This is a genomic window from Cytobacillus firmus (assembly GCF_023657595.1).
In the GTDB taxonomy this organism is placed as follows: domain Bacteria; phylum Bacillota; class Bacilli; order Bacillales; family Cytobacillaceae; genus Cytobacillus; species Cytobacillus firmus_B.
Map to the genome: position 1 here is coordinate 4,454,337 of NZ_CP098323.1, position 20,891 is coordinate 4,475,227.

Sequence of the window (20,891 nt, forward strand, 5' to 3'; positions counted from 1 at the left end):
TTACATGCCGCCGCTAAATTGGTTCATAAGGAACATGGATTGCTCATTGGAACGCTGAATCGCTTTTTCCATGGCGGTGAATTGGCGCCAGTAGCGGTCTTCAACCTGCTTTAATTTATTTTCAAAACTATCAATCCGCTTGCCTACATCATTCAGTTCTCTGCCGATGGTAAACTGCTGATTGGTTGAAAAGCTGTTTCCGGCTTTTGTCTTCAATTTGTCCATTGCAGCGTTCACGGTATCATAGAGCCTGTGAGCTATTCCTCTTTGTCCATCAGTCTGCCCGTCTCCCCTAAAGAGATTCTCAACAGACACAGGGTCATCTTCGATTGCTTTTTTCAGGGCGGCTTCATTAATTTCAAGCTTTCCGCCTTCTAAATAATTGCTGGTCGTTTTAATGCCAATACTGGCCAGCTGATTATAAAGCGGAGAAACAAGATCATTCGCTACAGGCTGGTAAAAGTTCATCCGCATACCCGATAAAACAGACTGAAGCGTAGAGTCCTTGCGCAGGAGACCGCTTTTCGCCCGCTCTTCCCATTGCTCCTGCTGTTTGTCTGAAAGCTGCTCACGCTGTTCATCCGTTAATGGGGTGTAGCTTCTATAGCGCTCTTCACCGGTTTTTTTCTGGATCTTATCGATCATTTCATTGTATTTATCCACAAATGCCTTAATATTATCAAAAACCTTTGTGGTATCATTGCTGACATTGATGCTGACCGGCTGATCTTCAAATGTCTGCTTAAGGGTAAAGGTTACACCGTTAACTTCAAACGTGTTTGAGCTCCGATTAGTAGCCAATCCGTTAATCACGAATTCAGCGTTTCTTCCTTCTTCTTTGACCGCAGCCCCTTTAAAGCGCAGAACATCATTCAGGAAGCTTCCGCTTGTCGTGATTTCAGCCCCGCCTTTATTAAAATCACCCGTCTCTGTGCGGGTCATCGTCATTTGGCCAGTAGCACTGTCAAAGAACATATTGACACCAGCACTCGAAGCATTAACTTTACTGATGACATTATTCAGAGACTCACTGCCTGAAATAAGGAAGGAATCATGACGCTCTCCTTTAGAGGTTGACGTATCGACTGAAAAAGCAGTGTATTTGTGGTCATACGCAATCTCTAGAGTCATCGTTGTGTCAGATCCATCTGCTGGTTTTTGCATATCAGAATTAAACGTGATTTTCCCTGTTTCGTAGTTAAGGGTACCTATCACTTTATTGGCATCATCGAGTAATTCTCTTTCTCCATTCACGATATTGCCCATTGAAAAAGCTTTCTCAGTGGTCGTTCCGGACGTTGTTTCTTTTATCTTAATGCTTTTCACTTCATTCAGGGCACCTTGAGCCAATTGAATGGAGGAAGTGCTGCTTGAAATAGCGTGTGAACCAGTCCGTTCAGTAGCCACATAATCAATCTTAATGACACTTCCCTTTGCAGGTTCCTTGCCGAATTGCAGGGTTCCATCATCTTTTATTAGCACTTCATTCTCTTTTAGGGGACGGTTCGCCGCAGTCAATTCTGCCTCACTCAGCGCATTAAAACCTACTCCATTAACTTTTACACTCCAGGAGCTAAGTGCACTTAGATCCACCTTGGACATATCCCCGAAACTAATGGAAGCTGGATCAGTCACATCAATATTTTTACTTAAAACGGCACCATTTTTCCAAGCACTACCGACAATGTTTCCACCTGAATCTGTATGATTACCTTTATACATAAAACTGCTTTCCTGTGCATATAGGCTTTTACTTGGGTCTAAGGACTTCCCATCCGCAGATATACTGCCGCCGTTCACTCGAGTCTCAGCACTTGCCAGCTGTGTTACTTTTGAAATCGAGTAAGAAGACTGGCTGGCTGCACCGCTTGCTGTTGCAGTTACCATTGCTTCATTTGAAGAAGTTGTCAGACGCGAGCGATAACGTGTAGTCAGCTTCATCTGCGTCAATTCACTTCTAAAATCCAATAGGAGAGAATTCATTGTACGGTAATCATCCCGCTGCCACTCCAATACTTGTTTCTTCTGCTTTAATTTATCAAGAGGCATCCGTTCTGCCTTCATTAGATCTGATACAAGCTGGTCAATATCCATCCCGCTCGCCAGACCTCCGATTCTAACCAATTCGAATTCCTCCTTTAAATCTTCTTATCTACCATTAATCCAACAAAATCCGTCATTGCTGCGTACATGTCCAGCATTTTTTTTGATGGGATTTCTTTTACTACTTCCTGGGTAACATCATCGACTAATGTTACGTAATATTCATTTAGTTCATCATGGAGCACGAACTTTAATGAGGTGTGAGAAGCTTGTAAGAATTCGTTCATGCTATTGACTACCTCTGTTAGCTGTTCTTCCTTCAGTGGTTCAACTTGTTTACGTGTTGGCTGTTCGAGTATATTAGATTTCTTTTTTGTAAACTCATTATTTACTTCATTATTATTAGAAAGTCTAGGTGTAAGAGGCGTGTGTTGAGATGATAACCGATCGATCATGGAAATCCCCTACCTATATTAAAATGTATTTCTTAGTTTTTATATCGGTAGGGGAGCGGTAATGTTGAGAAGGAAATTAGACTGAGAGTATATCAAAATATTGCGGGCGGGATTTTTATTAGGCTATTAAAGAGTAGTTCTGTTTTAATTTATTACTTTATGAGGGGTCAGGCACCTGGTTTTTTATATCAACTTCTCCATAGAACTGTTTCAAAAATTGTAAACCATCCTCCAGACTAGCTAACAATGTTCACAAGCTTTTCTCATGAAAATTGGCATCGATTTTAATTGCACGTCATTAACATAAGCCTTTTTCTAATATTGTTATCTTTCTAAGCACATCTTGGACAAATACCTTGCTATCAAACATAGGTAACTGATTGTGAACATTAAACTCAAAGGAATCTAATTGACTTTGAGTAATTTCTTTGTCTACTGTTTTAATCGGGATACAGTCCTTATTCGGCAGACTTAATACCCATTTATAATTAATATCAATAAAATCCATTGGATCTTGAGAAATATATTTCGTTTTCAAAATAAATTTATGCCCATTAAACGTGTAACTATAAAGTTCCACATTTCTTCTAAACAATACTACCACCTACACTTCTAAATTAGTAAAAGAGACCCTACCATACTAGAGTCTCTTTCATATTATCTAAAATTAACGAAGAAGTTGTAAAACTCCTTGTGGCTGTTGGTTCGCTTGCTTTGCGACTGCACCTTTCAGTTACAGAATAGACTATATCTTCACCCTTATAGTTCAAGGGGCTGGGCACTTCGAACAGCTTTTGCTGCCCTACGAGATTCATAATCATAACTTTTGCCTTAGACCGTGTTCTCTAGTCGTTGAACCTTCTCCAGAGTTTCCTCACAGGAGCTTGGCTGCTGATTATCCATTGTTTCATCTTCATCATTTTCAAACCTTCACACTTACCATTTCTAGTCACGTTGTGGTTGATGAAGCTTTAGGAAGTTCCAGCAATTCACCCAGTTATCCTCTAGCCCGTTACCAAGCTAGACGCCCTCTAATCATTATCTCAAGAGTTGTAAAACTCCTTGAGGTATTTGATTGGATTGAGCTAACATTGCTTGTGCTGCTTGAGAAAGAATAGAATTCTTTGTTTGGTTCATCATTTCTTTCGCCATATCCACATCACGAATACGAGATTCCGCAGCAGTTAAGTTTTCAGAAGTTGTACCTAAGTTATTGATTGTATGTTCTAAACGGTTTTGGAATGCACCTAACTTAGAGCGTTCTCGAGATACAGTATCAATAGCAGTTTGAACTGTATCCATAGCAGTTCTTGCGCCTGAAGCACTAGCAACAGAAATCGATGTAGTATTCAAAGATGATGCACTGCTGTCCATTTTAGCAATTGATATTCCTAGTCTCTGAGCGCCAGCATTTTCAGAACCTATTTGTATGTTCTTTGCAGCAGCAGCCCCTGTAATAATAGTACCAGTAGCTCCACCACCCGCAGTTGTTCCAGCAATACCTGCAGCTGTTTGCGTTCCATTTACTGACACTTTAATTCCAAATTTTTCAAAATTTAATACACCTGCTGTATTATCTGCAAGTGTTACCGTTTGTGTTCCAGTACCACCTGTTGTGTCAGTTAAAGTATAGCTACCAGCACCTGAAGAAGTAATGGTATATGTGTTACTTGCTGCTGCTCCTGATATATCAATATTAGTAACTCCATTACTACCTACAGCTAAACCTGATGTACCTAACTGTACTCCAAAAGTACCATCTAATAATGTTTCTCCGTTAAACTTAGTCGCTTGAGAGATTCTATTAAGTTCAGAATTTAATTGTGTAATCTCATCACCGATAGAGTTACGGTCATTAGTTGATAATGTTTCATTAGAAGCTTGTGTAGCAAGCTCATTCATACGTTGTAAAATAGAATGAGTTTCGTTTAATGCACCCTCAGCTGTTTGAATTAATGAAATACCATCTTGAGCATTTTTAGAAGCTTGGTCTAATCCGCGAATTTGTCCACGCATTTTTTCAGAGATTGCTAGACCAGCTGCATCATCTCCAGCACGATTAATACGAAGACCTGAAGATAGTTTTTCCATTGATTTTGATTGTGCACTACCAGCACTATTCAACTGACGATAAGTATTCAACGCCGCAATATTATGATTAATTCTCATTTTCATTTCCTCCTTGAGTATATATCCCACATCCATGTGGTTTGTTTACCAATCAGCAGAAAAGTCGGCCGCCTTTTTGCTGTTCAGCTTTACAATGGTTATATCGACTTATTTTGACAGGAGTTTAATGGTTTGGAAAAATTTTTTATTGCTTTTTAAAAAAGTTGCTTAAACTTTCAATTGCACCAGCATCTGTTTGAGTTGCGCTGCTGTTTTCCTGCTGAATGGATAGGTATATTTCTTTCCTATGAATATCCACATTTTTCGGTGCACTGATGCCCAGCTTTATCTGGTCGCCTTCGATAGAGAGGATTGAGATTTCAATATCGTCACCAATCATGATCGATTCTTGCAGTCTCCTTGTGAGTACAAGCATTATCTCTCCCCCTGTTCTTGAGGTGTCATGATTTTATGCTTGGTTTGGTAAGGTGTTTGATTAAGTATAATTTGTTTGCCTATTTTTTTTGTTTGGTTAATGACCAAAGGGGCCTGCAGGTTAGCGGTTGTTTCCTCAAATGGATCCTTTACTGTCAAAATCGTAAAGGTAGCCACATCTTTATCTGATTGGATTTCTAACTTTTCTAATGCCTCTTCTGGCAGATCAAACTCGTACTGAGGAAATAGAACGAACGGATCTGTAACAATAAAAACCACCTCAATTGTTTTTACTGACTGCATCACAAATAACTCTGTCCCTTCAAGAGGGAGAATATAAAATTCCTTCTCGTCTAAGAACCCCGGTATCCCGGATGGAAAATAAATAATGTCATCCTTATTAATTTCTTGCTCACCATGAAACTTTGTTTGAATATTCATCTTTTCACCTCATTGCTATATTGTTAGATTGATAAAATCAACGCTTAGGCTATTTTTCTCAATAATCTCTGTACTGACTTTACCTGGCGTATAGTTATGTACCGGCTTTCTGATTTCAACATCAATTTTCGGCTTTTGCGGCTGAGCCTCAATGTTTACTTTTGCAGGTTCGTATTGAATCCTTACGCTATTATGAGATGGCACCCAGCCAATATTGAACTGCAGGGGAGGACCCTCACTGTTTTCTTTGGCCTGATAGGCGATAGGGTTGCCGCCGTTTTCAATTTTCATGAGCTCTGTTCCCTGTGCAGCTCTTCTCTCCAGCCCTTTCAGCCAATCCTGGTACCCGTTTTGGTCAAATTCCTCTATCCTTCTGCCGACACTTTTAAGGTCGACGTCCTCGCGTGCTTTTGTCTGGTCGATTGTAAGCTTCCCCTGGATTTTTTCGATTTCCAGGATGGCTTTAGGCTGCTGGATGGATTGGACGGCTGGGGGCTGTTCGATTTCCTGCACCGGTTTTTCTATTGTTAATCCCATCTTGATAAAGTTAGATTCCAGCCTGATTTGCGGAACGTTCATATTAGACACCTCATTTTATGAAAAAAAGCTATCTCCTAAGGATAGCTTTTCATTAATTATCTTAAAAAGTCGGTTAAGCTCGGCTGGATGATTCTCGCCCCAACGCTTAGTGCTGCACGATGGATACTTTCCTGAGTTGTCAGCTCGATGATGGCTTTTTCCATATCGATGTCTTCATTATCAGATAGGATTCTTGTTGAGAAGACCTCCTGCTGGGATAAACGGTCCTCCATCAGCTCAACCCGATTCTGTTTGGCACCAATCAGGGCACGGGCAGATAAGAAATTATCTATGTTTTTATCCACACTTTCAAGCATGTCCCAAACGGCTGGGTCATTCGTTTCGAGAGCTGTGATTAGTTTTTGAATATCTCCATCATCACTGAGCATATCCCCAAACAAAGCTTTTCCTTCAGTGTTGACAGGTATCTTTATGCCTGAAAAAACCTCAAGTTCAATGGTCCCACTTTGAAAGCCTGATTCAGATGGCCGAACATTAGTCTGATTACCATTAAAAATATACTTACCGCCAACTTGTGTATCACCGATATTCTGCAGATGCTCTTTAAGCTGCTTTACCTCTTCGGCTACAGCTTTGCGCTGATCTCCTTCCAGCGTGCCGTTGCTTGCTCGAAGAGTCAGTTCCCTTATTCGCTGCAGGGCCAGCACCCCTTTATCCAGAGCATCATCCGTACTGTCAACCCAGTTTCTCACTTCCCCGATGTTGCGGGTGAATTGCTGAATCCGGTTTAAGTCCGTACGATAATTCATCCCCATCATCGCAGCAACTGGATCATCCGATGGCTTGGTAAATTTCTTTTGCGTAGAAATTTGATCCTGTAGCTTGTCCATCCTGCTATAGCTATTGCTTAAGTTTCGAAGCATGTTATTTGATAGCATTGATTGTGTTACACGCACTTTATTTCACCCTTTATCTGCCTACAACGCCCATGCCGTTTATGATTTTATCTAGCATTTCATCGACCACAGTGATATTGCGGGCCGAGGCGTTATACGCATGTTGGAATTTAATCATATTGGTCATTTCTTCATCTAATGAGACTGCACTGACGGATTGTCTGTTCCGGTCTACTGAATCTGCCAGCACGGCGGAGTTTTTGAGATCCTTTTTAGCACTCTGAGAGTCTACCCCTAACCGTCCAATAATTCCTGAATAATAGGAATCGAGGCTCCCGTTCAGCTTTGATTTTTCATTATCCGTCAATGAAGAATAATCACTAAAGCTTTTTTTCCTTAAATCAGCCAGCAGCTGAGCATTTTTGTTATCACCTGATGCTCCGCCTTTTTCGGCTGCCGCGGCAATTTTAGATGAGTCATCAAGCAATGCTTGATTTACTTTCATGCTTTGCGCCGGATTTTTCTCATCAAACTCGAAAAAGTCCAATCCAGACGTTGTATCTGCTCCAAGGGCATATCCATTCTTATGAATCTCATTGAATTCCTTGGCAAAAGCAGACGCCATTCTATTCAGCTTCTCCAGCATTTCAGGGTAAGCACCCTTAGCAGAACCACCTGCTTCATAACCATAGCTGTTAATTAAACCGGATAGTTCGCCTGATAAAGTCTCAAATTGTGTAAATGAAGAGGATCCAATTTTTAATCCTGTTACAAGTCCGCTCTCTTCATTTTTTTCCAACTCCACCTTGTTTGTGCCAACAATGCCGCTCTCTTTTGTTACAGATATGAGGTTAATAGGCGGATTATAGGATTTTCCATCCTTTTGGACAATCTCGATATTATAAAGGCCCGCTGCCATCGGTTTGGCATCTCCATATGTATTCGGAACCACACCGCTCACTTTCACGTTAACCAATTGTGAAAGGCTATCGACCAATAGATCCCGTTCGTCATACAGATCATTTGGCATGTATCCGTGCGGCTCAACAGAGGCAATCTGCTTATTCAGATGATCAATTTGCGCGACGATCGCGTTAATTTCATCAACTTTCACGCCAACCTGATTGCCAATATCCTCTTGAACACGCGACAGGGAGTTATGATAATAATTCAGCGTATCCGCAACCATCTGCCCGGTGGCTGCCACTACATCTCTGGCTCCGGTGTTTTCAGTATGGCTTGATAAATCCTGCAGCGCATTCCAGAACTTTTCCAGCGTACTGTGCAATCCATTCTCAGACGGTTCATTTATGATTTCTTCCATCTTGGTTAAAGACTCGCTCATGGCACCGTAATAGCCCATTTTGGTGTTTTCGGTTCTATATTGCAGATCCAGGAATGATTCTCTTATTCTCTGAACTGTTCCCGCCTCAACACCTGTTCCCATTTGACCGGGTATCTGCGGGCGGTTCATGCCCACGCCCGGATAAGGCTCGGTTTGTGCGAAATTAATGCGCTGCCTGGTGTATCCCGGCGTATTCGCATTTGAAATATTATGACCTGTTGTATATAAAGCACTTTGCTGGGTGAACATGCCGCGGCGGGCTGTTTCAAGTCCCATGAAAGTTGAACGCATGTTAGTTCCTCCGTTCTGCTACACTTTCGAGTTGAAAATTCCTGGATTCATCTTTTCAGATTTCTTTCTGGCAGGCGGGCCGTAATTGATATTTTCAGGCTGCGGCCTTAATAGACTCATAGATACATTCACAAACTGAAGCGACTGATGAACAAGCTGCTGGTTTAGGAAGTTCTGCTCTTTCAGTTCGTACACCAGCTCAGCTAGCTCCTCCGTGATGGCCTCCAGCCTAAGGCGATCAGACTGTGTGAGGATATTTAAACAATCTGATACTGTTGGGCTTTCCAGCATAGGTGCGATGGAATTTGCTGCTTTCTCCCGCTCTTTATCCAATCTGCTAATAGCCGCAATATGAGCCTGCTCATCCTTCAGCATCTGATTCAGGGCGTCCATGTCACCGTTTTTAATAATATCTGTCTTTTTAACTGCGAGTTCATATAGGCTTTTATGAAGCTTAAGCAGTTTCTCCATTGATGCAGTAAGTGTTTCGGCTGACACGCCATCCCCTCCTCTTTATTTTTTCGTATAAAAATTAGCGATGCTTTTCGCGACTTCTTTTGGATTGATTTTATAGGTGCCGTTCTCTACCTGGATTTTAAGCTCTTCTACTTTTGCTTTACGGTTTTCGCTCAGCTGTGATACCTGCTGCATTTCCTTTGCAGTGGAGCTGATTTCAATTTTATCTGATGCCGCTCTGGCTGGTTTTCCTGCATTTTCAAGCTTATTCAGTTGGCGTTTGTATGGGTTCACGCCTGAAGGACCAAAATTATTGATTTTCATGTGTACCCCTCACTTTCTTTTCCGGTCAATTTTACCCTAAGTTTATTATCGGCTAACGGGGCGGTTTGTTTAAATGTTATTTTAAGTTTGGAAAAAAATACATCGATTAGCCTATAGAAAAAGCTATGTGAATGGGACACATAGCTTAAAAACGCCTATTAATTTTTTCATTTACGGCAAAATAAGTGCCGTGTTTTTCCCGCTGGGCTGCTTCTTTTCTTCGTTCTTCTTCAGCTGTAAACTGCTGAAGATCCTTCCGCAGCTCTACTGCACAGCTGCCGCAAAGCTTGCCTTCCCGGATGCTTGTACCGCATTTCTCGCAAGGATACCCCAGGTTTGGAAAATGCGCCAACTTCAATCGGCCGGTTTTAATGAATTTAATAATGAGCTCTTCTTTAACTCCGGTCGCATCTACAACCTCTAGCATTTTTGCCGTCCGATTCTCCCGCTTCCGTATAAACTGGTACACCGTCTCATAGGCCTTTTCTTCTTCCTTCCAGCAATCCTGGCAGACATCGCGGAATTGATTTTTTACATAAATCGCATCACATTTCGGGCAGTTAGATAACTCAGCCATATGATTTCTTCCTCTCTCAGTTTGTGATGAAATTATTATAGCTCGAAGAATAGGATAATTATAGGAAAATGTTATTCGAAGTACTGCTGGCTGCTGGCTATTTCTATGAATCGAGATTCGGGAACGGGGAGGTCTTGCTCGAGCTGACTTTGCAAAATATCAAGCATCCCCGTCAATTCCGCTCTTGGTGCCTCTTCGATAATAAATTGAAATCCATAATTAGTCAGAGCATCTGATATTTCAGCTTTTCGGACAATCGTTCCGGTATAGGAAAGATCCTCTCCTGAAAGCTTGGTCTCAATTAATAGAATGATATCTTTCCTCACAGGGAGTTTCATCTTTGATACAAATTTTACTCCGCCTGCACTCATATCTTCAATCAGGATCTTCGTGCTGCCCATTTTGACAGGCTTGCTGTTAAGCTCTAAGATGGTCATGTCCGCCTCCAGGGGATAGGGAAACTCGACCCGGACATACTTGCGCAAACCTTTAAACACATTGTCTTCCTTAATATTCCGCGGCTTCAGGGTGCCAATTAACAGATTCTGCTCAAAGGCGGAAGGCGGAATTGGCTTACTGAAAAGATAGCCCTGTATTTGGTCACACTCATTTTTTCTTAAGGAATAGAACTGTTCAAATGTCTCAACGCCTTCTGCTACCACCTTCATATTCAGCCCATGGGCGAGCTGAATCAGATTGGCCGTAATGATGGCATCTTCTGCGTTTTTATCCATTGCCTGGATAAACGTTTTATCAATCTTTAAAACATCGAATTTATATTTCTTTAATTGAGTGATGGAAGAATAGCCGGTTCCAAAGTCGTCCAGCGCAATTTTCACTCCCATCTCACCCAATTCCTTAAGCACTGCTATCACGTTCTCTGAGTAATTGATCAGGGAAGACTCGGTCAATTCAATCTCAAGCAATGATGCGTCCAGACAATTCTCATCCAATGCTGCCTTTATCGTGGAAACAAAACAGCTTTTCAAAAAGCTCAGCGGAGAGATGTTCACTGATATCGGAACAATCGGCAGCCCGCTTTCCTTCCAGGAATGAATCTGCCTGCATACCTTCCTTATCACGTATTCGCCTATATCTACGATTAAACCGGTTTCTTCTGCAACGGGGATAAACTCCAGCGGTGAAACTCTGCCCCATTCCGGATGATTCCATCTTAATAAAGCTTCCGCACTTAGTATTTTCCGTGTTTTCGTATCAACTCTTGGCTGGTATTCAAGAAAAAACTCGTCATTCTGAAGTGCTTTCCGCATATCCTGTTCCAAAGTAAAAAGCTTATAAGATTCAATATCCATGGAGGGATGGTAAGCCTGGAATCTATTATTCCCTTTCTGCTTGGCATGGTATAGGGAAGATTCCGTATTTCTGACCAATTCATCAGCCGTACTCCCATTATCCGGATATAAACTAATGCCTATAGACGGGGTAATACTGAGCTCAAAGCTGTTGATATGGAATGGTTCAGAGAAAATTTGATTAATGGACTCCGCTAATTGCGCAGGATCCTCCTTCTCCTGGATAGGTTCCTTAATAACTGCGAATTGATCACCGGAAATTCTTGCTGAAAAACAGACTGAATTTAGCTTCTCCTTCATTCTTTGTGAAACAAGCCTAAGAAGTTCATCTCCTGATGAGTGTCCAAATGTATCATTAATCTGTTTTAAGCGCTGCAAGTCAAAAAACAAGATGGCAAATCCCTGGTGTTCAGCGTCTTCAATAAGGGTTTGGAGCTTCTGATCAAAGTACCGCCGGTTCGGCAGATCTGTCAAATGATCATAAAAAGCCATACGCCTCATTCTTTTTTCAAGCCATTTTTGTTCCGTTATATCCGTTACAAATCCATCAACGCGTATAAGCTCTCCTTTTTCATTCAGATACGGGATACTGTGATCATTAATCCATCTGAACTCACCGGACTTATGAACAATCCGATATTGATAGCGGATGCTATTCCCATTCAGAAGTTTAACCCGCTCTGCCTCTACTACCTGCATATCCTCCGGATGGATTACATTGTTCCACAAATCGAAGTCGGCAATAAACTCCTCGGCCGTGTAGCCGAAAATCCCTTCTACCCCTCTCGAAAAATGAAGAACCTTTCTTTCCAGTAAATCTGCAGAATAAATGCCCACATCAAGATTTTCATATATCTGTCCAATTTTCCGCTCGTTTTCATAGAGTTTTTCTTCCATGCGCCGCTTTTCGGTTATATCCTGAATGGTGGCAATGATTTTGGGCGATCTATCTCCATCTGCAAAATAATCTGCCCGATGGTGAATATACCGTTCTTCACCATCCTGCCTGATCATCCTGCATACCAGGTCCACACTGTCCTTTTCTTTGAGAAGCCTTTTAAACTGCTTTTCAAAGGCCGGGCGGTCATCCTGATGAAGATAGCTCAAATACATTTGATAGTCCGGGAAAAAATCTTTTTGAGGCTTTAGACCAAAAATCCGAAACAGCTGATCAGTCCAAAATCCTTTATCGGCTTCAACATCGTACTCCAGGCTTCCAATGTTGGCGATCTTTTGGGCCTGGTTGAGGTTATTTTTTATTTTAGTCAATTCCATTTGATGGATGTAATATTCAGTCATATCTTTTGGATTGATATCATCTTCCTGCGAGTTTAATTCTTTCACTCCAAACATCCTTTCCAAACAAAATGGCAACTAAAAAAACATTTTTATGTCGCCATGGCAGCTACAATACTTTAGATCACCAGCTGGTGTCTTTCCCATCGGTAAAAATTACCCTTGATTAGAATATTTTAACATAGGAGTATTTTCCTAATAACTGATCAATCCAAAATATTACTTTGTAATATCTTCCATTACTTATCCTCTGGCCAATGTAAATGAACATACCGATGCAGCTCCTCGTTCCTTCAAAACCTTCGCTGCATGGTATAAAGTAGATCCAGTTGTATAAATATCGTCGATGAGGAGGATATTCTTGTCTTTAACCGCTGTCTCTGGAAATAACTCGAAGACCTGTGTTAGATGTATGCGCTCTTTTCGCGATTTTTTTGATTGTTTTTCCGAATGGCTGCGCTGAAGAAGCTCTACAGTTGTAAAGCCTGCTTCCTGAATAAGGGCAGATGATTGATTGAATCCTCTTTCGTAAATCCGCTCAGGACTTAGCGGGATGGGAACGAGGAAGTCGAAATGAAGAGACTGGAGTCTTTCAATTATGAAAGGGGAGAATGCTTTAGCTAGGATATAATCACCGCGGAACTTATAGCGGGCAATTGTCTCTTTTAAAAAGTCATCATAACCGAAAATAGAATGGTTTTTATCAAGCTGTCCTGACCAGACTGTGTCCTGGTTCCACCTTACGCAATCTTTGCATAGATTCCCTTTTCGAAATTGGGGATCTAGCGTGCTGAAGGGGCGGCTGCATTTACCGCAAGTATCGCCTTTGATAACTGGGAGTTTGTCGGTGCAGGTCTGGCATAAACAATTCTCTTTTGGCCGCGACCAAAGGGTTGTCCAGCTGACAACGGACAGGATTTCTTCATGGCATATTAAACAGTTAATAGTCAATCAATCCTTTCTTTTTGGCTTCAGTGTTCATTTTAAGAATTTGCTTTCGTGCCTTGACCATGCTTTCGGTTTTACCGTAATGGAAAAAGGTAATATCTCCAGTTGGAAATTGAGCACTTCTTCCAACCCTGCCTGCGATCTGGACTAGAGCGCTTTCTGTGAAGATGCGGTCTTCTGCTCCCAGAACAGCTACATCTACGTTAGGAAACGTTACGCCTCTTTCAAGGATGGTTGTTGTTAGGAGCATGGGGATTTCGTTATTGCGCATCATTTGGATTTTATCTTTTCGCTCAGGGTCTTCTGCGTGCACAGCTTGAATATTAGGATAGGTTTTACGGAGTATGGTGAGGACTTTATCCATTTTATCGATTTGGGGGAGGAAGATTAGGCACTGCTTCTGATAATCTAGCCTCCTTTTGATCCATTGGGTGACGATTGGCGGGAGTTTATCTTTCTTAAGGGATTTCTCCCAATTGCCGCACCATTTGAAAGATGGCACTGTCAAGGGATGTCGGTGATATCTGGCTGGAATGGTGACAAAATTCCTCTTCCCGCTCCGGCAATCATTCTGCCATTTTTGATTTGGGGTAGCTGTGAGATAAATCATCGAGGAATGTTCTTTGCGGGACTGGCGGACAGCATACTGAAGACTTTCGTCTGCCGTATAAGGAAAGGCATCCACTTCGTCCAGAATGACTGTATCAAAAGCCTTGTAAAAACGGAGCAGCTGATGCGTGGTAGCGATGGTTAAAGGTGCCTGGATATGTCGGTCTTCACTTCCGCCGTAGAGGACAGCCACCTGGATGCCAGGAAAAACTGCTTTTAGCCGCGGACCAAGCTCGAGTACAACATCTGTTCTTGGAGTGGCAATGCAGACTCTTTTTCCGGAAGAGAGGGCAGTGCTGATTCCTTCAAACAGAACTTCCGTCTTTCCTGCACCGCAGACAGCCCAGACGAGGAGCTCTCTATTTTCTTTCACTGCCTGCTTTACGTGATCGGAGGCAAACTGCTGTCCGGGTGAAAGAGTGCCATCCCATTCTAAGGGGGGCTCGGTTAATTCACGGTCTGGCTCAGGTCCGCACCAGCCAATCAGAGGGGTGCACTCACTGACTCTGTCCATCATGATGCACTTCCGGCAGTACGTACACTCCTTCTCACCGCATCTGGCACAAGGAAAGCCTGCGAACAATGAGCTATCTTTATTGCCGCACCTGGCACAAACTGTCTTGTTTTTGGTCTTAATTATCCCTTTTCGATAAGTAATATAGCCATTTTCATAGTGCTGATGGATTTCTTCGAATGAATGCTGAAGGTTTTCTAGTAGAAGCTGTTTTCCGTAGAGGACTTGCTGGAGTTCTTTGTTGAATGGGTAGTTTTCGTTGAGTGGCGGCTCTGGAATGGTGTCAATAGAGGATATCGGGAGGCTTTCTGGAGGAAAATCGTTTATATAGGGGGTCATTTTAGGGGTAAATCTCAATTAGTTCACCTCTTGATTAAAAAGTTTATTTCTCTATTTGCAGTTTTGCGGTTCTATTTGCAAATTCTCCGATCTATTTGCAGATTTAGGCTCGCTATTTGCATATTCAAGCTTTCTATTTGCAGGAGTCCTCAATCTATTTGCAAATCCACATCACCCCTCCCAAAAAATCTGCGCCATCCCAAAGAATGGCGCAACTCCAAACAAACATTACTTCTTCACCCAGCCAAATCCCATAGCGCCTTCACCCAGATGGGTTCCGATGACCGGACCAAAATAGCTGATCATAAACTCAACATTCGGATACTGCGCCGCAAGCTCCGCTTTCCACTCACGCGCCTCTTCTTCGCGATTGGCGTGGATAATCACCGCCTGATACGGCTCCCCGCTTTTCACATCTTCCCAGAAAAGGTCAACCATCCGCTTCATCGCTTTCTTCCGAGTGCGAATCTTTTCAAACGGAACAATTTTCTTATCTTCAAAATGAAGCAGCGGCTTGACCTGGAGCAGGCTGCCAATCAAGGCCTGTGCACTGGACAAACGTCCTCCGCGCTGAAGATGTGAAAGGTTGTCTACCATGAAATAAGCGCGAATGCTCTTTTTCATTTCCTCAAGCCGTTCCACGATTTCCTGTGGACTCTTACCGGCAGCAGCCAGTTCAGCGGCTTCAATCACATAAAACCCCTGCACCATACAGCTGATTTCGGAATCAAAGGGGAATACCTGAATATCGTCCACCATGCTCCCGGCAGTAACTGCCCCCTGAAATGTGCCGCTTATGCCGCTCGACAGATGAATCGAAATTACCGCATCATACTCTTTCGATAAATTCTCAAACAGCTCGGCAAACTCACCCACCGGCGGCTGTGAAGTTGTTGGGAGCTCTTTATGCTTCACTTCTTCATAAAAGTCTTCAGCGGTAATTTCCACTTCTTCCTGGTAAGTCTCACCGCCGAAGATCACGCTCAGCGGAATCATATGTATATTTAACTTTTCTCTTAAATGCTTAGGAATATATGCTGTACTATCCGTTACAACAGCCGTTTTCATAAATAGAGGTACCATCCTTATCTTTTTTCTCTACTGTATGTTCCATTTTATATGATAGCGGGGGAAAATGCATTAAGTTATAGAATTGGGAAGCAAATAATCCTTTGCCCCTTTATACCTACTTTTAAGAACTGGTAATTTTTTACCTTAAAATCCATCCCTTGTGTATGATAAAATGCCTTTTGTGTCTTTAATTTGTAAAGGAGCTGTAACACATTGAGTAAAAGCACTTCTTCCACAAATACCACCACATCAAATAAATATAGCTTAGATACTCTTCATCAAATGCTTAATAATGAATTAAGTAAATATAAACATATTAAAGTTCCAAATATTGACCATTCTATAAGCGGACCCGAACTTGCTTCCTGGCTGATAGACAGTTTGCCTCCAAAAGAAATTGAGCAGCTTGTTTTTATTGTGAACCAAGCCAAAAAGAGATCTTCCAATACAAAAGCTATATTTCAAACAGCCGCTGCTGCTCTTATTAAATAGCCAAGCAAAGTGATCGCTTCATTATTTGGTTATTTTTTCTTTAAAAGTGTATAAATACCTTTTAATTGCACAGCCTTTCATTTACTATTAATATTGAAGTGAATAAAGATAGGTGAAGTTTCCTCATCTATTTTTAGTTGAGGACTCGCTAAAAAAGCATTTTAAGACAAAAAAGAAAAAGCCCCTTCCAAAAAGGACTTTTTCTCTCAATAAAATTATCGCACCTCTACCCAGCCGTTCTTAATAGCCACAACAACTGCCTGAGTACGGTCATTTACATTCATTTTTTGCAGGATATTGCTCACATGGTTCTTTACCGTTTTTTCGCTTATGTATAAAGCTTCCCCAATTCCGCGGTTGCTTTTGCCATCAGCTAGGAGCTGAAGCACTTCACATTCGCGGCGTGTCAGCAAGTGAAGAGGACGGCGGATTTCCACCTGTGAATAGGAGCTGTTGCTAGTTCCCTCTGCTGCCAAGCGGCGGTACTCATTTACCAGGTTATGTGTCACTTTCGGATGTAAATAAGATCCTCCATCAGCAACAACCTTCACAGCCTCCACTAATGCATCTGCATCCATTTCTTTTAGCAGGTATCCGCTCGCTCCTGTCTTAAGTGCGTGCGTTACATAATTCTCATCATCGTGGATGGAAAGAATGATTACCTTGGATTCTGGATATTTATTAATCAGCTGGCGGGTCGCTTCCACACCATTTGTATTTGGCATATTGATATCCATGATAATCACATCTGGATCATACTCTTCGACAAGAGCCATGGCTTCACTGCCATCATCGCCTTCTGCCACTACACTAAAGCTCTTTTCGAAATCTAAAATGCGTTTTACCCCTTCTCTGAATAATTGATGGTCATCAATTATGACGATCTTTGTATTCAAATGCTTCGCCTCCCAAATCTCCAGTTCGTTTTTATCTATCTCTATTCTTAAGATGTTTCCTATTTCAATGGCACCTGAATAATGACAATGGTTCCTTTGCCTGGCTTGGAATCTATGGACATCTGGCCTTCCAAAAGTTCAAGCCTTTCACCCATCCCCATAATTCCAAAAGAGCCCGGACGCTTCTCACGTATATTGAACCCTTTCCCGTCGTCTTTAATGACTACAGCTACCCTAGAATTATTAATCTCTATTTTCACTTGAATTTCTTTAGCTTCCGCATGCTTGAGAGCATTTGTCACAGACTCTTGAATCAGACGGAACAATGCAACTTCATATTGTGGCGGCAGTCGCCTTTCTTCGCCAACATTCGCGAAATATATCTTTGTACTCCTGTGATACTCTTCGATCGTTGTTAAGTATTTTTTGAGGGTGGGTATTAATCCCAAATCATCAAGAGCCATCGGACGCAAGTCATAAATAATCCTGCGGACTTCATATAAAGCATTTCGGACCATTTTTTTCAGGTCTTTTATTTCCGTAATGGCTTCATCAGCACCGCGTTCTTTGTATACCCGCTCAATTAAATCGGATCTCATCATGACATTCGCCATCATCTGGGCAGGTCCGTCATGGATCTCACGGGATACTCTTTTCCGCTCTTCTTCCTGTGCTTCGATGATCTTCAGGCCAAAATCCTGTTTGAGTTTCGCGTCTTCAATGATTTCTCCCATTTGTTTCAAATCACTTGTCAGATAGTTCATCACAACCGTTATTTGAGAAATAAGGACTTCCGCTCTATCAATAGTGTCGTTAACACCTATAAGCCTTCTTTCAATATCATCACGGCGATCCCTCAGCTGTTTTTCAAGCTGACGGTTCATGGATAAATCCATTTGCAGCTGATGGGCCTTCTCATATGCTTCACGCACTTCAGACTCTGAATAATCCTTAAAATGCATGCTTACTTCAGAAAGGCGCTTTCTTGCAAACCGGGTTTGCACTTCAAGCCGATCCCCTTCTTCAATTACCTTAAGAACCATTTGCTTAACTTCCATCAATTCTTCCGTCAAAGTCTTATGGTCATTACGGCATTGCTCACCTATACGGAATATTTCATCTTTACTGGTACCTACTGTTTGAACCATTTTTTCAAGAATAAGATCCAGAGTCTTGGAATCGAATTTCTTAATACTCATTTACACTCCTCCAAGGGCGCAGCCCTTCCGCTATGTACCTTTATTTTAGCGCTAAATGAGCAAAGATACTATCTTTCCAGTCTGAAAATTATACCAAGTTACCTAAAATTCGGTAAAAAGGCTTAGACTTGTGATTTCACCCCATGTCTTATATCCTATAAAAAAGTAGGGTAAACATGACTACCAGGGAAAATAATATGTATATTTATACCACTTAAAGATTAAAATCGGCACATTTTTTTATTATAGCAGCATAAACATCAGAATTGCTTACATTATAACATGGGAAAAAATGTTCTATATTAAAGTTTCATTACATTCTGTTGAAAATTGTGTGTTTCAAACTTTGTCGATTTATAATGAAATAGGTCAATTTTTAGTTTATTTTAGAGAAACTGGAAGGAGCGGTTTACATGCTGCCTCATTACTATACAGTTAAGGGATATGGAGAAAACGAAATAATAATAGATAAATCCCGATTTATTGCACATGTATCCCGAGCGAATTCAGAAGAGGAAGCACAGGAATTTATCCAATCTATAAAGAAAAAACATTATAATGCCACACATAATTGCTCTGCCTATTTAATAGGGGAAAATGATCAAATTCAAAAGGCGAATGATGACGGAGAGCCGAGCGGCACGGCTGGTGTTCCGATATTAGAGGTGTTGAAGAAAAAAAAGCTGAAGGATTCCGTTGTAGTCGTAACCCGATACTTTGGCGGTATAAAGCTTGGCGCAGGCGGCCTGATTCGCGCCTATGGGAAAGCAACTTCGGAAGGATTGCAAACAACCGGGATTGTCGAAAGAGAACTAGTCACGATCATGCATACCAAAATAGACTATACCTGGCTTGGAAAAATAGAGAATGAACTCCGGTCCTCCATATATCCGATTAAGGAAATCCACTACCTTGAATCAGTAGAGATTGAAACCTATGTTAAGGACGAACTCATTGACTCTTTCACCAGCTGGATGACGGAATTAACGAATGGCCAAAGCCAAACAACCGCTGGAAATAAACTATACTTGGAAACACAGATTTAATCGTTTACTATATCGTGAAAATTCGATAAAATTAACTATTGCTAACGATAAATTCTTAAATAAAGTAGGGATAATATATGTCTGGTACCAGAATTGTCAGGCGCAAGAAGAAAAAGCTCAGAATTTGGCGAGTACTCCTGCTGTTGACACTCATTACGGTTATTGGCGGCGGAACATACTTCGCCTACAACCTATATTCTCATGCCAACAGCGCCTCCAGTAAGATTTTTCAGGAGTTGGATAGAAGTAAAATTCCGAATCACCGAACAGAGGAAGTCGAAATTACCAAGGATCCTTTCACCGTTCTAGTCGTTGGAATAGAAGATCAAGAGGGTGGAGAACGTTCAGATGTAATGATGCTGGCAACGGTCAATCCAAAAACAGAAGAAGTTTACCTGCTGAGCATCCCCCGTGACACAAGAACATATATAGAAGACCTCGGCTATAAGACAAAATTAAATCATTCCTATGGCGCAGGCGGTATTGAGACAACCATTGCTACGATCAATGATATGATTGATATTCCGATTGATTATTATATAACCACTAACTTTGACGGTTTTGAGGATATTGTCGATACATTTGACGGCGTAACCGTAGATGTACCATTTACCTTCGATGCCCAGCTGACAGGCAGCTTAAAATGGAAGACTTATTATGAAGGCAAAATGAACCTAAATGGAAATGAAGCACTTGCTTATGTAAGAATGAGAAAAGCGGATCCACGCGGAGACCATGGGAGAAATGAGCGCCAGCAGCAAGTCATAAAAGCGATCATTGATAAAGGCACTTCGTTCTCATCCATTACGAAAATTGATGATGTAATGGATGACTTAGGGAAGAATGTCAAGACGAATATCCCGCCATCAAAATTTGCAAGCTTTGTAAAATTATATTCTAAAATCAAAGACACCAAAATCCAGAACCTTACTCTAAATGGTACGGATGAATATATAGACGGTGTATATTATTATATTCCAGATAAAGATTCTCTATTTGAAATTAATAGTACCCTTGAAACAGCACTTGCCATATCAGATGGCACATCATTATCTGACTCTGAATTTGGGAATGAATCTAATTCAGAATATGATTCAAACTCTGAATCCGGATACGATTCTAATGAATCGGAAACGGAATATAATTCAGAAGAAAATTCTGAGTATCAATCTGAAAGTGAAACAGATACAGACTATAATTCAGACTCAAATTATTAATAAATCTACTTCTTAGGAAGCTTTCTAAATGGAGAGCTT

At 41.4% G+C, this 20,891-nt stretch carries 21 protein-coding genes; 3 read left to right on the plus strand and 18 right to left on the minus strand.

All coding sequences use genetic code 11. The annotated features are described in order from the left end of the window. From fliD to NAF01_RS22575, 16 genes are all read right to left on the minus strand, one after another. Positions 1–2,124, minus strand: a complete 2,124-nt coding sequence (gene fliD, locus NAF01_RS22500; RefSeq protein WP_250801172.1) for a flagellar filament capping protein FliD — start codon at positions 2,122–2,124, stop codon at positions 1–3. 14 nt (positions 2,125–2,138) lie between these two features. After that, the gene (gene flaG, locus NAF01_RS22505; RefSeq protein ID WP_250801173.1) at positions 2,139–2,498 is read right to left on the minus strand and encodes a flagellar protein FlaG; all 360 of its coding nucleotides are present in this window, start codon (positions 2,496–2,498) and stop codon (positions 2,139–2,141) included. 298 nt (positions 2,499–2,796) lie between these two features. Beyond that, on the minus strand, positions 2,797–3,093 hold the full coding sequence (locus NAF01_RS22510) for a hypothetical protein (protein WP_250801174.1): 297 nt from the start codon (positions 3,091–3,093) through the stop codon (positions 2,797–2,799). Between the two features lie 443 nt (positions 3,094–3,536). Then, on the minus strand, positions 3,537–4,667 hold the full coding sequence (locus NAF01_RS22515; protein WP_250801175.1) for a flagellin N-terminal helical domain-containing protein: 1,131 nt from the start codon (positions 4,665–4,667) through the stop codon (positions 3,537–3,539). A 145-nt stretch (positions 4,668–4,812) separates the two neighbouring features. Next, entirely contained in the window at positions 4,813–5,043 is a 231-nt protein-coding gene (gene csrA / locus NAF01_RS22520) for a carbon storage regulator CsrA (RefSeq protein ID WP_250801176.1), read from the minus strand. Continuing rightward, the gene (fliW, locus tag NAF01_RS22525) at positions 5,043–5,483 is read right to left on the minus strand and encodes a flagellar assembly protein FliW (RefSeq protein ID WP_250801177.1); all 441 of its coding nucleotides are present in this window, start codon (positions 5,481–5,483) and stop codon (positions 5,043–5,045) included. The genes csrA and fliW overlap by 1 nt, the downstream gene beginning before the upstream one ends. Before the next feature lie 15 nt (positions 5,484–5,498). Further along, positions 5,499–6,062, minus strand: coding sequence for a DUF6470 family protein (locus NAF01_RS22530; protein WP_250801178.1), 564 nt, complete (start codon positions 6,060–6,062; stop codon positions 5,499–5,501). Between the two features lie 56 nt (positions 6,063–6,118). Then, positions 6,119–6,979: a flagellar hook-associated protein FlgL gene (gene flgL / locus NAF01_RS22535; RefSeq protein ID WP_250801179.1), complete on the minus strand. Its 861-nt coding sequence runs from the start codon at positions 6,977–6,979 to the stop codon at positions 6,119–6,121. A gap of 13 nt (positions 6,980–6,992) precedes the next feature. Beyond that, entirely contained in the window at positions 6,993–8,555 is a 1,563-nt protein-coding gene (gene flgK / locus NAF01_RS22540; protein ID WP_250801180.1) for a flagellar hook-associated protein FlgK, read from the minus strand. Positions 8,556–8,573: 18 nt separating this feature from the next. Continuing rightward, entirely contained in the window at positions 8,574–9,053 is a 480-nt protein-coding gene (locus NAF01_RS22545; protein WP_250801181.1) for a flagellar protein FlgN, read from the minus strand. Between the two features lie 15 nt (positions 9,054–9,068). Further along, positions 9,069–9,335 (minus strand): flagellar biosynthesis anti-sigma factor FlgM, encoded by a 267-nt coding sequence (gene flgM / locus NAF01_RS22550; RefSeq protein ID WP_095243411.1) that lies wholly within the window; start codon positions 9,333–9,335, stop codon positions 9,069–9,071. A 145-nt stretch (positions 9,336–9,480) separates the two neighbouring features. After that, a complete protein-coding gene (locus tag NAF01_RS22555; protein WP_095243410.1) occupies positions 9,481–9,912 on the minus strand; it encodes a TIGR03826 family flagellar region protein in 432 nt (143 codons plus the stop codon). A 71-nt stretch (positions 9,913–9,983) separates the two neighbouring features. Beyond that, the gene (locus tag NAF01_RS22560; RefSeq protein WP_250801182.1) at positions 9,984–12,569 is read right to left on the minus strand and encodes an EAL domain-containing protein; all 2,586 of its coding nucleotides are present in this window, start codon (positions 12,567–12,569) and stop codon (positions 9,984–9,986) included. A gap of 195 nt (positions 12,570–12,764) precedes the next feature. Then, positions 12,765–13,472, minus strand: a complete 708-nt coding sequence (locus NAF01_RS22565) for a ComFC family protein (RefSeq protein ID WP_250801183.1) — start codon at positions 13,470–13,472, stop codon at positions 12,765–12,767. Next, positions 13,462–14,931, minus strand: coding sequence for an ATP-dependent helicase ComFA (locus NAF01_RS22570; RefSeq protein WP_250802520.1), 1,470 nt, complete (start codon positions 14,929–14,931; stop codon positions 13,462–13,464). The genes NAF01_RS22565 and NAF01_RS22570 overlap by 11 nt, the downstream gene beginning before the upstream one ends. A 228-nt stretch (positions 14,932–15,159) precedes the next feature. Continuing rightward, positions 15,160–15,999, minus strand: coding sequence for a DegV family protein (locus NAF01_RS22575; RefSeq protein WP_250801184.1), 840 nt, complete (start codon positions 15,997–15,999; stop codon positions 15,160–15,162). A 216-nt stretch (positions 16,000–16,215) separates the two neighbouring features. Between NAF01_RS22575 and NAF01_RS22580 the strand changes: the two genes are divergently transcribed. Beyond that, positions 16,216–16,494, plus strand: a complete 279-nt coding sequence (locus NAF01_RS22580; protein ID WP_250801185.1) for a hypothetical protein — start codon at positions 16,216–16,218, stop codon at positions 16,492–16,494. Positions 16,495–16,709: 215 nt separating this feature from the next. Here the strand turns inward: NAF01_RS22580 and NAF01_RS22585 are convergent, their stop codons facing one another. Beyond that, on the minus strand, positions 16,710–17,390 hold the full coding sequence (locus NAF01_RS22585) for a response regulator (protein WP_095243405.1): 681 nt from the start codon (positions 17,388–17,390) through the stop codon (positions 16,710–16,712). A gap of 59 nt (positions 17,391–17,449) precedes the next feature. Next, on the minus strand, positions 17,450–18,589 hold the full coding sequence (locus NAF01_RS22590; protein ID WP_250801186.1) for a sensor histidine kinase: 1,140 nt from the start codon (positions 18,587–18,589) through the stop codon (positions 17,450–17,452). 413 nt (positions 18,590–19,002) lie between these two features. On the opposite strand from NAF01_RS22590, the gene NAF01_RS22595 reads away from it, so the two are divergent. Further along, positions 19,003–19,635 carry a YigZ family protein gene (locus tag NAF01_RS22595; RefSeq protein WP_250801187.1) on the plus strand — a complete coding sequence of 211 codons (633 nt, stop codon included), beginning with the start codon at positions 19,003–19,005 and terminating at the stop codon, positions 19,633–19,635. 77 nt (positions 19,636–19,712) lie between these two features. Next, positions 19,713–20,852: an LCP family protein gene (locus tag NAF01_RS22600; protein ID WP_250801188.1), complete on the plus strand. Its 1,140-nt coding sequence runs from the start codon at positions 19,713–19,715 to the stop codon at positions 20,850–20,852. Positions 20,853–20,891: the final 39 nt, after the last annotated feature.